Source organism: Chryseobacterium sp. FR054 (genome assembly GCF_056844565.1).
Genome location: NZ_JBXDSA010000002.1, coordinates 1,058,599 through 1,072,546 on the forward strand (window position 1 = coordinate 1,058,599; position 13,948 = coordinate 1,072,546).

At 39.5% G+C, this 13,948-nt stretch carries 13 protein-coding genes; 12 read left to right on the top strand and 1 reads right to left on the bottom strand.

What is annotated here, in order from left to right; all coding sequences use genetic code 11:
- Window positions 1-8: 8 nt before the first annotated feature.
- Window positions 9-416, bottom strand: coding sequence for an acyl-CoA thioesterase (locus AC106S_RS12080; RefSeq protein ID WP_482439366.1), 408 nt, complete (start codon window positions 414-416; stop codon window positions 9-11).
- Window positions 417-552: 136 nt separating this feature from the next.
- Between AC106S_RS12080 and dnaA the strand changes: the two genes are divergently transcribed.
- From dnaA to AC106S_RS12140, 12 genes are all read left to right on the top strand, one after another.
- The gene (gene dnaA, locus AC106S_RS12085) at window positions 553-2,007 is read left to right on the top strand and encodes a chromosomal replication initiator protein DnaA (RefSeq protein ID WP_062697090.1); all 1,455 of its coding nucleotides are present in this window, start codon (window positions 553-555) and stop codon (window positions 2,005-2,007) included.
- 123 nt (window positions 2,008-2,130) lie between these two features.
- Window positions 2,131-2,583, top strand: coding sequence for a low molecular weight protein-tyrosine-phosphatase (locus AC106S_RS12090; RefSeq protein ID WP_482439367.1), 453 nt, complete (start codon window positions 2,131-2,133; stop codon window positions 2,581-2,583).
- Window positions 2,580-3,080 carry a Cif family virulence factor gene (locus tag AC106S_RS12095; protein WP_482439369.1) on the top strand — a complete coding sequence of 167 codons (501 nt, stop codon included), beginning with the start codon at window positions 2,580-2,582 and terminating at the stop codon, window positions 3,078-3,080. The genes AC106S_RS12090 and AC106S_RS12095 overlap by 4 nt, the downstream gene beginning before the upstream one ends.
- Window positions 3,081-3,084: 4 nt before the next feature.
- The gene (locus tag AC106S_RS12100; protein WP_482439371.1) at window positions 3,085-3,783 is read left to right on the top strand and encodes an SAM-dependent methyltransferase; all 699 of its coding nucleotides are present in this window, start codon (window positions 3,085-3,087) and stop codon (window positions 3,781-3,783) included.
- Between the two features lie 190 nt (window positions 3,784-3,973).
- Window positions 3,974-4,318 carry a hypothetical protein gene (locus AC106S_RS12105; RefSeq protein WP_482439372.1) on the top strand — a complete coding sequence of 115 codons (345 nt, stop codon included), beginning with the start codon at window positions 3,974-3,976 and terminating at the stop codon, window positions 4,316-4,318.
- A gap of 21 nt (window positions 4,319-4,339) precedes the next feature.
- On the top strand, window positions 4,340-4,759 hold the full coding sequence (locus tag AC106S_RS12110; protein ID WP_482439373.1) for a hypothetical protein: 420 nt from the start codon (window positions 4,340-4,342) through the stop codon (window positions 4,757-4,759).
- 230 nt (window positions 4,760-4,989) lie between these two features.
- Entirely contained in the window at window positions 4,990-5,727 is a 738-nt protein-coding gene (locus AC106S_RS12115; RefSeq protein WP_482439374.1) for a hypothetical protein, read from the top strand.
- 234 nt (window positions 5,728-5,961) lie between these two features.
- Window positions 5,962-6,807: a helix-turn-helix domain-containing protein gene (locus tag AC106S_RS12120; protein WP_482439376.1), complete on the top strand. Its 846-nt coding sequence runs from the start codon at window positions 5,962-5,964 to the stop codon at window positions 6,805-6,807.
- Between the two features lie 89 nt (window positions 6,808-6,896).
- Window positions 6,897-8,207, top strand: a complete 1,311-nt coding sequence (locus AC106S_RS12125; RefSeq protein ID WP_482439378.1) for a TolC family protein — start codon at window positions 6,897-6,899, stop codon at window positions 8,205-8,207.
- Between the two features lie 25 nt (window positions 8,208-8,232).
- Window positions 8,233-9,357, top strand: coding sequence for an HlyD family secretion protein (locus AC106S_RS12130; protein ID WP_482439380.1), 1,125 nt, complete (start codon window positions 8,233-8,235; stop codon window positions 9,355-9,357).
- 80 nt (window positions 9,358-9,437) lie between these two features.
- Window positions 9,438-11,030, top strand: a complete 1,593-nt coding sequence (locus AC106S_RS12135) for an MFS transporter (RefSeq protein WP_482439381.1) — start codon at window positions 9,438-9,440, stop codon at window positions 11,028-11,030.
- Between the two features lie 706 nt (window positions 11,031-11,736).
- The gene (locus tag AC106S_RS12140) at window positions 11,737-13,947 is read left to right on the top strand and encodes a TonB-dependent receptor (protein WP_482439383.1); all 2,211 of its coding nucleotides are present in this window, start codon (window positions 11,737-11,739) and stop codon (window positions 13,945-13,947) included.
- The last annotated feature ends 1 nt before the right edge of the window (window position 13,948 follow it).

Sequence of the window (13,948 nt, forward strand, 5' to 3'; positions counted from 1 at the left end):
TCTCCTGTTTATGTCCAGTTTTCCTCAATCAGTTTCATTAAAACATCCGGACATTTGATTACTTTATTCGTTTTGGCATCCAAAAAGAAAAGAGTAGTGGAAGCCTCTGTGATTTTTATCATATCCTCATTGTAAATTTCATACTCAAATTCAATTCTTACACCCGGAATTTTTTTAATGTAGGTGTGAATTTCTAATTTCTGATCATATAAAGCCGGTCTTAAATACTTAATTTTGTACTCTGAAACAGGAAGCCAAATTCCTTGGTTTTCAATTTCATCGTATGACATTCCTATGCTCCGGAAGAGTTCCACTCTTCCAATTTCAAAGTACTCGGCGTAGTTACCGTAGTAGACATATTTCATAGGATCTGTTTCTCCGTAACGTACTCGTATTGAGTGTGTTGTATGTATCATTTTGAGTTATAAATTATACATACAAATATATTTTTAAATAATCAATACCCGCAATATTTTTTTTTGAAAAGAAAAAATTGGACCTTTGTCTTCCTTCTAAAAACAGTACTAACAAAGAATTAATCGGGGCAGAATAATGGATGAAAATTTAATGATGATATGGCAGAAATGCCTTCAGTTTATGCGTGATAATTTAAACGCTGCTGAAGATAATTCTGATCTGAAAAAACTTGAAAAATCTTTCGATATGTTATTTGATAAGGTGCAGCCGATTTCTTTGGTGGCGAATAACCTTACGCTTATCGTACCGAGTGATTTTTACAAGGAATACATTGAGGACAATTACCTGTCCCTTCTTTCTGCTGCCCTGAAGAAAAATATAGGAAAAGGAGTGAAATTGTGGTATTCAGTAATGGAAAACAGGCCGAAAGGTCAGGAAAAACCTGTTACCATGAATATAAAGGGACAAAGCGTTCCAACCCCTAAAACACAGGAAACGATGCCTCAGGGATTCTCTGCAAATATCGTGAACCCTTTTGTAGTTCCCGGAATAAGAAAGGTAAATATAGACTCCAATCTGAAACCGGATTATTCTTTTGACAGCTATGTAGAAGGAGAAAGCAATAAATTTGCGGCTACCGTAGCAAGATCTATCGCCAAAAGGCCGGGAGCAACAGCTTTTAACCCCCTCTTTCTTTATGGAGGTTATGGAGTGGGAAAAACCCACTTAGGGCAGGCAGTAGGACTTGAGGTGAAAAATCAGTTTCCCGATAAAGTAGTCCTTTATCTGTCTTCTGAAAAATTCATCCAGCAGTTTATCTCTGCTGCAAAAGCACACAAGCAGACAGAATTTGCCAATTTCTACCAGATGGTGGATGTTCTGATCATCGACGATATTCAGTTCCTTTCCGGTAAATCTGCAACACAGGACAGTTTCTTCCATATATTTGACCACCTTCACCAGAACGGAAAACAGATCATTCTTACTTCAGATAAAGCTCCGGCTGACATCATGGATATCCAGGACAGAATTGTTTCCCGTTTCAAATGGGGACTTTCTGCAGAGATCAAATCTCCGGATTTATCTACAAGAAGACAGATCATTGAAGATAAATTAAGCAGAGACGGAATCGTACTTCCTGGCGATATGCTTGATTTCCTTGCCGCAGAAGCAAAAACAAACGTAAGAGAACTGATCGGGGTAATCAACTCCGTGATCGCTTACTCCACAGTATATAAAAGAGACCTGAGTCTTGAATTGCTGAAAGAAACCATCAACAGAATTGCTGCCAATCAGAAAAAAGTTATCAATATTCCTTATATTCAGGAAGTGGTTTGTGACTATTTCGGAATCAAAAAAGAACAGCTTCTTTCCAAAACCAGAAAAAGAGAGATCGCTTTGCCAAGACAGCTGGCGATGTACTTCTCCAAAGAGTTTACCAACTCTACTTTCACAAAGATCGGGGAGGAAATGGGCGGAAAAGACCACTCCACGGTAATGTATGCGTGTGACACGATCAAAGACGTATCCAAGATTGATAAAGAGGTCAAGAAATATGTTAAAGATCTTACAGAAAGAATCAAACAGTAAAAAATAACTGAATTGAAATAATTTGAAATGAAGAATAGCCTTATTCTTCATTTTTTATTTAGTTTTGTCTTATTTAAAAAAGGAATTTAAAATGTATTTTTCATTTTTTAAAGCAAAGAATATATGAATATTTTAATGGTCTGTCTGGGGAATATCTGCAGAAGTCCTTTAGCTGAAGGAATTATGAGAGAGAAGCTTGGTGAGGGCTTTAAAGTGGATTCGGCAGGAACGATTTCACTTCACGAAGGTGAACATCCGGATAAAAGAGCTGTTAAAACCGCAGCAGGTCATGGAATTGATATCTCCGGACAGAAGTCCAGGCCCATTACCAAAGCTGATTTTGAAAACTTTGACAGGATCTACTGCATGGATATTGATGTATATGAAGACGTTATTTCAAAAGCCGGGAACGAAGAACAGCGCCGGAAAGTATCCCTGTTTCTGGAAGCCCTGGGAGATCACAAAAATGCAGAAGTTCCGGATCCTTACTGGGGCGGAATGGATGATTTTGAACATGTCTTTCAGCTTTTGGACAGAGGGTGTGATGCCATCTTAAAACAAAATGAGATAATATGAAAAAACTCTTTCTGCTGCTCATATTAAGCTGTCATTTCTCATGGGCCCAGACTCAGGACGAAACGGCAATCCGTAAAGTAATGGATGATTTTATGGAATGCATCAAAACCCGTAATGAAACCAGATTTCTGTCTTTATTTCAGGAACCTGTACTTTGGACCGGAATTTACAAAGACAGAACACAGGCTAAACGCCTGGAGAAAAATCCCAAAGCAGAATATTATTTTGCCGATGATTATAAAGCTTTTATTAAAAGCTTTAAAGATGACAAGTCTGAAGAAAAATTTGACAATATAAAAATCGTTGAAGATGGAGCCATAGCTTCTGCCAATTTCGATTACAGTTTTTGGTATGACGGTAAAATGGAAAACTGGGGAAAAGAAATCTGGACACTGATGAAGATCAGCGGGAGCTGGAAAATTACCTCTGTTACCTTTTCCATGGATCTTGCGGAATATTTCCCACAACCTTCTTTAAACGAGAGAACCAAAAAATAAAACAATGCTTTTTTTACTCCCTGCTTACCTATCAGAAAATACTTCTGTCACTCATTTTGCACCCGTTATTAAAGAATATATCATGCAGACGGATTACTTCTTTGTAGAAAATGAGAAAACAGCCAGAAAGGTCGTTAAATTCTTTGCTCCTGAAAAGAAACAGGCAGATCTGAAACTGTTTCTGTTGGATAAATACACAGAGAATGCAGATATTAAAGAAGCACAGAACCTGATGCTGAAAGGGCAGGATTTCGGACTGCTTTCTGAAGCCGGACTGCCGTGCATCGCAGATCCGGGAAACCTGATCGTAAAATGGTGTCATGAAAAAAATATCAGGGTGATCCCTGTTTCAGGACCGTCATCCATTATTCTGGCCTTAATTTCCAGTGGTTTCAACGGACAGGAATTTACATTTAACGGATACCTTCCAATTGATAAAGGAGAGAAAAAAAGACAGATTCAGCATTTGGAAAGCTTAGTTCAGAAAACAGGCTATTCACAGATCTTTATGGAAACCCCGTACAGAAATAACCAGCTTTTTGAAGACCTTACAAAATTTCTTTCTCCCAATACCAAACTCTGTATCGCTGCCAATATCAATGATCCTGAACATGAATTTATCCAGACCAAAACCATTGCCAGCTGGAAAAAAGCCCAGCCGGAGCTGCATAAAGTTCCCGCCGTGTTTGTTCTCGGAAAGTAATACAGCTGATTCATTGATGCAGTATGAAGTATAAGATGAAAGTTTTGTCAGAAGAATAACCGATGTACATATTGATGGAGTTGAAAATCTTGTTTTTTTCATCCTGATCTGAAAAACTTAGTGATCAAAAGGTTAATGATCAAACCTCAAATCTCAAACCTCAAACCTCAAATCTCAAATCATTCACCGCATGGAAAACCGACAAAATTTAGATATACAGGACGAAGATACACTTCCATTCGGGACAATGATTGCAAATCTTGTGGCAGATAAGCTGCAGAACGGTCATTTTTTGGGTTATCGCCACCGTGATTACTGCGGAATGGGGATGGCAGCAGATGAAAACCAGCAGTTCTTCTACGGCGAAATTTATGACGGTGATCTCGATGCCCCGGAAATATTTGAAAACAGGGATCTGTTCGTTTCATGGCTTTCCGTGCAGTCCACAGCATCGTTGGCTAGGGTGGATGACGACAAATTTTATGCGGGAAATCAGGTTGTCACAAGAAAACGCCTGCTGGAATTTATTCAGTAAAATACCTAAATGATCTCTGCTATGGAAAAACTGACTGCCCCAATGCTTCTGTTAAGTGCCGCACTTTTCGTGATTTCCTGTAATCCTGAAACGGCAAAAAAAACAAAATCAGTAACCGCTGATGTTGAAAATAAAACAGAACCTCTCTGCTGGAAAGACATCAGAGCCGGAGAACTTCCTCCGGTAGGAGCTTACGATGCCATAGACAGCCTGGTGAAGAAATGGAACCTGTGCTACGAAAGAATAGAAACCGGATGCGAGATAACCGACAGCACCCGGAAAATTCAGAAAGAAGCAGACCGTACCAATGAAATCTACTTTAAAAGTCTTGAGAAGAAACTGGGCAAAAACTGGAAACAGCAGTTTGATAAAGAACTGCACCGATCCGACAGCATCAACTGGAGCAAAATCAGTGAGCAGATGAGGAGGATGAATGAATGATATGGTTAGGGGCTGTTTAAAAATAAACAATTAATTCTGTGATTTCTTAATACCTAAAGAATGTTGATTTTTTTTAATAGAATTAAAGGTTGTTGAGAATTTTTTACTTTTATTTCAGTCTTTAATAAAAATATAATATTTCTATTTTGAAAATATAACATTGAGTTTTTCCAAAATTTAAAATGATTTTATATAATATTTAAAAGCAATTTTTCATCTTTGTGTACTTTATGAAAAAAATACTATTCCCATTTATAATTATTCTTTTAATAGGCTGTAAAAAGAACGATCCATTGTTAGCAATGAATAATATAAAAATGCCTGAATATGAAGAAATCAAGCAGAAGAGTAACAGTAAGGATACTATAAAAGTTTTAATTTTAGGCAATAGTATTACATCTCATGGTATTGCTCCAGAAATAGGCTGGAACCATAAAGCAGGGATGGCTGCTTCGGAGGAAAATAAAGATTATGTGCATTTGTTTTTCAATAAATTAGTTACATCAAACCCTCAAAGCAATATTATTATTAGATATTCAAATTATTCTGTAATGGAAAGAAATCCTGAAAGTTTTTTAAATAAAGATTGGCAGTCAATTACAAAGTTTAGACCCGATAAGTTAATTTTTCAACTTTCTGACAATGTCACAAAAGACAAAGTAGATGCTTTTAAAAAAAGTTCATTGCAATTGCTTGATAGCTTTAAAAATACATCAGTTTATATTGTATCTCCTTTTTTTGTAAATGAAGATAACTATAAAGTTGCAGCAGAGATTGCAAAGCAAACAAATTCAACTTTTATAGATATTACGTCAATATCTAAAACAGACCAAAATAAAGCAATAAATGAAAAAAACTACCCCGCTGGTAAAAATAACTGGATTGTTGAAGGAATTGGTCAGCATCCGGGTAACATAGGTATGGCAAATATTTCAAATGCTATTTTTAAATTTGCTAGCCAAAAGTAGCAAACAATTCTTCTATACTGTCTTCATTTCCAAATCTCCGGTATATGTTGCAACTCTGATATTCTTAAACGGAAAGTTAATATAGGCACTGCCCGTTCAACGGTAACGTATAGAATGAAAAATTTATAATCTGAATAATCAGTGCGAAAAAAAATAATATTTCACGTTTTTGACTGATGTGGAATATTTTTTCAACGCCAATCACTTTTACAATATATTGGCTACATTTGTGCTATGTCTGCGTTAGAAAAATTCGGGGTTGAAATTTTTACCCAACACAATATTTTTGAGAGAATTTCTGCGGATAAGCCTTTCCGCCCGGAGAATCCTGCCTTTATCTTTATCAAATCAGGATCTATAAAACTCCGGCAGCATTTCAGCGATCTGGAGCTTTCTGCCAACATGTTTATGGTAACAGACCCGCAGACGATTTACGAGATGGTTTCCGTGAGTGATGACTTCCAGTCCAGGATGGTTTCCTATAAAAGAGAATTTATTTCAGCGTTATCCCTGAAATTCAACAGGCTGATTACCTACCGTTATTTCAGACAGCAGATGAATAAAGGGGTTCCTTTTCCGGAGGATGAAATGGAGGTGGTCTGGAAAAGTGTCAATTTCCTGAAGTATATCCTGGATTCTGAAACGGAAATGCTGTATAAAAAAGAAATGGTAGAGCATCTGTTCTCTGTTTTCTGTTATCAGATGGCCGGTATTATTTCCAGAGAAGACAGCTATTCGATGAGCCGGATGTCCAGACAGGAAGAAATTGTTTTTGTCTTTCTTACCGACCTTGCCCAACATCACCTGAAGGAAAGAACCGTGGAGTTTTATGCCGAGCGCCAGTCGATTACAACCAGACATCTTTCTTCAGTGGTAAAATCCATTACCGGAAAATCGGCAAGCCAGATCATTGCCCTGATCGTAATGAACGAAGCGAAAGTACTTTTAAATTCTTCCAAAAAACCCGTTTCAGAGGTGTCTTCTATTCTTGGTTTCAGCGACCAGTACTCGTTTTCCCACTTTTTTAAAAAACATATGGAACTGAGTCCAAGTCAGTACAGGCATCAGTTCGAAAATTAAAATCTTACATTTGAACATCTTTTTCCAAAATTCAAACATTTGTTTGAATTGAGTGCTGCCGTAACTTTGTTCCCGTAAAACAAGGTACAATGACAAAGAATATAAAAACAGCACTATCACTGGTGATAGCATTATTCCCTGCGCTGTTTTTTTCACAGCAGACACGGGAAATGACAGCAGGTGAAGTCGCCGAAATGGCCGTTCAGAATCATCAGCAGCTGAAAGTTTCCGCTCAGAATATAGACATTGCGAAACAGAATACCCACTTGGCAAAGCTTCAGAAGCTTCCTGCCGTTACAGCTTCCACAAGCCAGTTCTATTTAGGAAACGCGGTAGCAATTGACAAAGACTTTTCAAATTCCACCAAAGTTCCGATGCCTCACTACGGAAGCTCATATGCCGTACAGGCTACCCAGCTGATCTTTAAAGGAGGACTGGTGACCAAATCTATTGAGGCGGCAGGTCTTCGTGAGCAGCTTTCGGAGCTGGATCTTGAAAAAAACAGACAGGATGTGAAATTTCTGGTGATTTCCAATTATCTGGATGTCTATAAAATTATCAATCAGGAATCCGTATTTCAGAATAACAAAAAGCTGGCTCAGGAACGTCTTAAAAATATACAGAAATTCTATCAGCAGGGAATGGTAACCCGAAATGAGGTGATCCGTGGCGAATTGGCTATCAAAAATCTCGATCAGGGAATTCTTACGCTGGCCAACAACAGAAAGATCCTGAATTATAACCTGAATATTGCTTTAGGACTTCCGTCTGATACAGAGATTATTCCTGTGGAAAGTTTAACGGATAAAGAATCGGGAATAGGAATGGATTATTATCTCAATCTTGCCCACGAAAGCAATCCGCAGCTGAAATCCGCCCAAAAGAATATTGATCTCGCGAATAAAAACATTGAGATCATTAAAACGGATCAGATGCCGACTCTTGCAGGATTTGGAGGATATACACTGCAACGCCCGATTACAACAAGAAATCCTGTTCTGGATATGTATTCCGGAGGATGGCAGGCCGGAGTTTCTTTAAGCTATAATATTGATAACCTTTACCGGACAAAAGAAAAAGTAAAGCTTGGCGAATTGCAGAAAAACCAGGCTGGGGATGCAATGACCCTGGTACAGCAGAATGTGGATATGGGCGTGAATGCGGCTTATGTAAAATACCAGGAATCTATCCAGCAGGCGGAGATCCTGAATGATTCCAAAAGACTTGCAGAAGAAAACTATAAGATCACAGAAGCAAAGTATCTGAATCAGCTGGCGGTACAGGCAGAAATGATTGATGCCCAGAATCAGAAACTTCAGGCTGAACTGGATTATGCCAATGGGGAGATCAATGTACTCTATCAGTATTACAACCTTATCAAAGCTTCGGGAACACTTTAATCTTTAAAAACTGAAAAACAAAACAATGGAAAACAAGGAACAAACCACTCAAAATACACAGGCAGCTCCGGCTCCGGCTCCGGCACCATCAGCTGCATCTGATAAAAAGAAAAAGAACAAAACCAATAAAATCCGTGCAATCATTTCCAATATCGTCGTTTTTCTGGTGATAGGTTTCGGATTGTACTGGCTGGTACGCGAATATTTTCATATCGGAGACAAAACCTATACAGAAGCGGCACAGGTTGAGGAATTTATCAATCCGATCAATACCAGAGTGTCCGCTTATATTAAAGAAATAAAATTCATCGAACACCAGAGGGTTAAAAAAGGAGATACGCTGGTTATTCTGGACAAAAATGAAATCCTTACCCAGCTTGGACAGGCAGAAGCGGCCTACCAGAATGCACTGGCACAGAGATCGGCAACAAGTTCATCTGTCAATACCGTTTCCAACAATGTTAACGTAATGGAATCCAATATCGCAGGAGCAAAAGCAAGACTCTGGAATGCGGAACAGAACCTGAACCGTTATAAAAACCTTCTCTCGGCTGAAGCGGTAACAAGACAGCAGTATGACCAGGTAAAAACAGAGTATGACGCTCAGAAAGCGGCTTATGAAACCCTGGTTAATCAGAAACAGTCTGCCAGTCTTTCCACAACGGAAGTAAAAAGCCGTCTTGGAATCAATGATGCGGAGATCAAGAGAACGAAATCGGCTTTGGATATGGCAAAGATCAACCTTTCTTATACGGTAATTACAGCGCCTTACGACGGGGTAATGGGAAGAAGGACAATTGCTGAAGGACAGCTGATCCAGCCGGGACAGCAGGTCGCAACGATCGTTCTGAACGGGCAGAAATGGGTAACAGCCAATTTCCTCGAAAGACAGATGCCGAACATTAAAATCGGAGAAAAAATGATGATGACTGCCGATGCTCTGGGCGGAAAGCAGTTTGAAGGAGTGGTAACAGCTGTTTCAGCGGCTACCGGATCCAGATATTCCAGTGTTCCGACAGATAACTCCACCGGTAACTTTATCAAGGTACAGCAGAGAATTCCTGTAAGAATAGAATTTACTTCTGCCAACAAAAAAGAAGACCTGGATAAGCTGAGCGCAGGAATGAACATGAATGTTCAGATTAATTAAAAGATTCAAAACTGAAAAGATCCGGATGATGTCTGCGGATATATTCTTCCGGAGCTAATGATCTTAATTTCTATACTTATATGTACAATAAAGGACTATATAACGACTGGGTGCCGAAACCCGTACAGCTGCTGCTGATCGTACTGCTTCTTGCGGTAGTGATGCCTCTTGGCGGTGTGTACACCGGGAATATCAGCTATCTGGTGAGCGGTACCGGAGCCCTTACGGAATACTTTATGTGGGCCAACTATGCTACGACCATCGGTATGGGAGCCTGTATGCCTATCGTTCTCAGAATGAAGATGAGATTCAAGGTAAGGGATAAAATGGTGCTTCTTCTGGTACTTTTAGGACTGTTGAGCTACATCAATGCAACAACTTTACAACCCATGATCTTCGTTTTTACCTCTCTGCTGATTGGATTTCTGAAGATGATGGTTACCATAGAACTGTTCCTTCCGTTAATGATGATGATCGGGAACCGTGGAATGTTTTACGGGGTATTCTATACATTTGTTCTGGTAATGAACCAGGTGGCGGCTTATTATGCCGCAGAATTTTCACTTCTGTACAACTGGCAGCAGTTTTATTTACTGACATCGGTTCTGTGTTTTATACTGGCACTTATCCACTGGATTTTTATGCACAACAAATATTTTGCCCTGAAAGTTCCTCTTCATTATATCGACTGGCTGAGTATTTTACTGTTCATATCCACTTTCATGTTCTCTGCATATGTATATTCTTTCGGAAGACAGCAGGACTGGCTGAACTCCGCGAAGATCGTTAATGCGAGTATTGCAGCTTTTGTAAGTTTTGCCCTGCTCACCATCCGTCAGTCAACGTTAAAGCGGCCTTATCTTTCATTTAAGATATTTACCAAAAATAATGTACAGCATGGTCTGTTTATGCTGTTCTGGCTTGGAATGTTTTTAGGAACGGCTTCTCTTCAGAATACATTTGCGGTAGGAGTTCTGGGCTACGACCAGCTTACCAATGCCAGGCTGAGCATGCTGATGATTCCGGGGATTATCCTGGCAGGAGCGATTGCCATATTCTGGTTTAAAAAGGAAAAGCCGTTAAAGATGTACATTTTTTCAGGATTCGCGGCGATGATGGGATATGCCATGATTATGTACTTTTCTATGGTGCTGGAATTCAGCTATGACGGCTGGTACCTTCCGATGTTTTTGAAAGGCTATGGAATGTGTTCCTTATTTATTTCCGTCTGGTTCTATACACTTGATAAGCTTGAAATGGATGAAATGCTGGCTGCTATCGGGTTGGTACTGGTTTGGAGAACTTTCCTGGCAGTAGGTATTTTCTCAACCCTGTATTCATGGTTTCAGTACAGATTTCAGGTGGTTGCCGTAGGGGATCTCGCTGTGTATATGGATGGAATGACGGTAACTCCTCAGAATGTTGCCGCCAATATGAAAGTCATCCAGCTGAATGCCATTATTGTAGCCACTAAAAAGATCTTCGGATACATCATCCTGACAGGTTTTGGGGTATTGTTTTATGTGATTACCCATCATTTCGGGGCAAAACGTTTCCAGTATATGAGATTCGTGAGAGTGATCGGAGGTAAATCTGTGATTGCCAGAAGAAGACTGAAAGAAAGAAAAAAATTATTGGAAGAAATAAAAGATGCGGCGGGACCCGCAGTTTAAAGATACCTTGTTTTTCACAGTAAGATCCCGGGCTTTATTCTGAAGTCGGGATCTTACGTTTTTTATAAATGAGGTGTTTCTAAAATCTGCACAATCTGCCAGACCCAAGAGAAAAAACAGAAAAAAATAAACGCAGAGCTATATGTAAGATGCTTTTCATTTTAGCAGGCAAAGACATGCAACTTCGTCACTGATGAAGCATGTGGCTAATACGTACCCTTCATCGAATCAACGGAGTTGATTCTACTCTTTGCATCCTCGAAATATGCAGTAAAAAGATGTAAACTTTGCGTTTCAAAAAATAGAAAGAAAATAAACGCAGAGCTATATGTAAGATGCTTTTCATTTTAGCAGGCAAAGATATGCAACTTGGTCACTGATGAAGCATGTGGCTAAGGCGGACGCTTCATTGAATATTCTATACTTAGCTTCCTGAAATATGGACAAAGCATTTAAAAGCCTTCGTTTCATAAAAAAAACAACATATAATTTTTACACAAAGAGAAACAATTTCGCAATTTATAAAAATGATAAATAAAGGATTTCATTCCTGAAGCTGCCGAATTTTAATGTTTCAAATAAAGTTTAATCAGATTCTAAGGATGTATAATAACCTCTTGAAATATGAAAAATTTCATACTTAATTGTTTTTATTTAGAAAGAATAAAAATTAAATTTGACGCATTATAAAACTTGAAATAAAAGAATGAAAAAGCAATATGCGTTAATAGGTCTTCTGGCTTCGGGAATGATGTTTTCCCAGACCGCCAATGATTCTATTGCCTCTAAAGGTATTGATGATGTGGTGATTGTAGCTTCCCGGAAACCGACAAAAATCTCTGATATTCCGGGAACCGTGTGGATCGTGCAGAAAGAAAAAATCCAGGAGCAGGCTAAAAGCGGGGTTCCTATCAAAGAAATGCTTTCTATCCTGATTCCGAGTATGGATATCGGTCCGCAGGGAAGAACCAATTACGGTCAGAATATGAGGGGGCGCTCTGCACTGGTGATGATAGACGGGGTTTCCCTGAACAGTATCCGTGCGATCAGCAGACAGCTGGATGCCATCGATCCTTTTAATATTGAAAGAATTGAGGTTCTTTCCGGAGCAAGTTCCATCTACGGGGGGAATGCAACAGGAGGTATTATCAATATCATTACCAAAGCTCCTTCCAAAAACGGGATCAGTGGAGAAACGGAAGTAGGGGTAAGAACGGGGTTCATGGGGAAAGACGATCATGATTTCCGTGCCGCACAGTCCATTGCAGGGAAAGGCGAGAAACTTTTCGGAAGACTGGGAATTGCTTACCAGCAGAATGGCGGGGTGTACGGAGCAGATCAGAACCAGGTGATTACCGATATTACCCAAACGGATCTTCAGTATAACCAGTCGATTGATATCCTTGCAACAGGGGGCTATAAATTGAACAACAAGCATAAAATTACAGCTTCACTTCAGTATTATAATTCTAAATTCAATGGAGACAGAAGTCTTTATTTAGGACAGAATTTAAGTGCTTTTACAACAAAAAATGCATCCTTACTGGAAATGCGTGATGGTTTTTCATCCGATAAAAATGTAGGCACAGAACGTTTTATGGGAACTCTGGCTTATAATGCCGGCGGTATCCTGGGCGGTCAGGATCTTTATGTACAGCTTGCAGCGAGAGGGGAAAAGCTTGGATTCTATCCTTTCCCGGGAACAGTAGCCCTTCAGAGCGGACCAATCGCTTATATGTCTTCTTCACAGCAGGATACGTACTATTCAGGAATCAAGGCGTTATTATCAAAATCGTGGAAATCACTGAATGTAACGTACGGAGTGGATGTAGACCTTGAAAAATTTGAGGGAACGCAGTCTGTATACGATCTGGCGAAAACCATGTCAAGCGGGGGACTGATCAATGAAACACAATACAGCCTGGGAAGATATCCTACTAACCATTCACAGAGTTATGCGGGATATGTTCAGGCAAAATATGATATTCTTCCGAAACTTCAGATCAATGCCGGAATCCGTTATCAGAATATTAAGGTAAAAGTGGATGATTTTGTAGGTTCCGTGCAGCAGACACAGGTGGCGATGGGCTATGGAAATTCAGCATCTGCCATTCCGGGAGGGGAGAGTTCATATAATGTCACCCTGGCCAATGCAGGTCTTTTATACAAATTCAATGAGCAGCATCAGGCGTGGGGAACATTTTCACAGGGAGTAAGCCTTGCGGATCCTTCCAAATATTACGGGATCGGAACATATAAGCTGGTCAATAACAACTGGGACGTCGTTTCCAGTATCAATGTAAAACAGCAGCCTCTTCAGGCGATTAAAACCAATCAGTTTGAAGTAGGATACCGTATCAATAAAGGCGGACTCAGAGGACAGATTGCAGGTTTCTTAAGTAATTCGGATAAGACGGTGACGGTAGACAGAAAAACTTTCCAGATCCTTGTTAATGACCTTAAGCTGAGAAATATGGGAATAGAAGCGGAAGTTTCCTATTCCATGAATAACGGAGTTTATTTCGGAGCGAACGGACTTCTGATCAAATCGGAAGTAGATAACAACGGAGAATGGCAGAAGCAGGAAATTTACAATGCTTCCCCTTCAAAACTGGTTACCTATATCGGTTATAATGTCAGAAACTGGTCATTCAGATTTCAGTCGCTGCAGAATTTCAAGCTGACGGATGACCTGAAAAATGAAATTGATGGTTACAATACCTCAGATCTGATGGTAGGCTACCGGTTCCCGTGGGGTAAATTCAATTTGGGAATCCAGAATCTATTCAATACAGATTACCAGACGATATGGAGCAAGCGTTCCCAGGTTCTGTATTCTACATACGGACTTCCGGAACTGTTCAGTTACAAAGGAAGAGGAAGAACATTCAACCTTTCCTATACTTTTAATTTTTAGA

What these genes read in the sequence shown, in the direction of transcription:
- AC106S_RS12080 (WP_482439366.1), bottom strand. Translation starts at nt 416, where the DNA reads ATGATACATACAACACACTCAATACGAGTACGTTACGGAGAAACAGAT.
- dnaA (WP_062697090.1), top strand. Translation starts at nt 553, where the DNA reads ATGGATGAAAATTTAATGATGATATGGCAGAAATGCCTTCAGTTTATG.
- AC106S_RS12090 (WP_482439367.1), top strand. Translation starts at nt 2,131, where the DNA reads ATGAATATTTTAATGGTCTGTCTGGGGAATATCTGCAGAAGTCCTTTA.
- AC106S_RS12095 (WP_482439369.1), top strand. Translation starts at nt 2,580, where the DNA reads ATGAAAAAACTCTTTCTGCTGCTCATATTAAGCTGTCATTTCTCATGG.
- AC106S_RS12100 (WP_482439371.1), top strand. Translation starts at nt 3,085, where the DNA reads ATGCTTTTTTTACTCCCTGCTTACCTATCAGAAAATACTTCTGTCACT.
- AC106S_RS12105 (WP_482439372.1), top strand. Translation starts at nt 3,974, where the DNA reads ATGGAAAACCGACAAAATTTAGATATACAGGACGAAGATACACTTCCA.
- AC106S_RS12110 (WP_482439373.1), top strand. Translation starts at nt 4,340, where the DNA reads ATGGAAAAACTGACTGCCCCAATGCTTCTGTTAAGTGCCGCACTTTTC.
- AC106S_RS12115 (WP_482439374.1), top strand. Translation starts at nt 4,990, where the DNA reads ATGAAAAAAATACTATTCCCATTTATAATTATTCTTTTAATAGGCTGT.
- AC106S_RS12120 (WP_482439376.1), top strand. Translation starts at nt 5,962, where the DNA reads ATGTCTGCGTTAGAAAAATTCGGGGTTGAAATTTTTACCCAACACAAT.
- AC106S_RS12125 (WP_482439378.1), top strand. Translation starts at nt 6,897, where the DNA reads ATGACAAAGAATATAAAAACAGCACTATCACTGGTGATAGCATTATTC.
- AC106S_RS12130 (WP_482439380.1), top strand. Translation starts at nt 8,233, where the DNA reads ATGGAAAACAAGGAACAAACCACTCAAAATACACAGGCAGCTCCGGCT.
- AC106S_RS12135 (WP_482439381.1), top strand. Translation starts at nt 9,438, where the DNA reads ATGTACAATAAAGGACTATATAACGACTGGGTGCCGAAACCCGTACAG.
- AC106S_RS12140 (WP_482439383.1), top strand. Translation starts at nt 11,737, where the DNA reads ATGAAAAAGCAATATGCGTTAATAGGTCTTCTGGCTTCGGGAATGATG.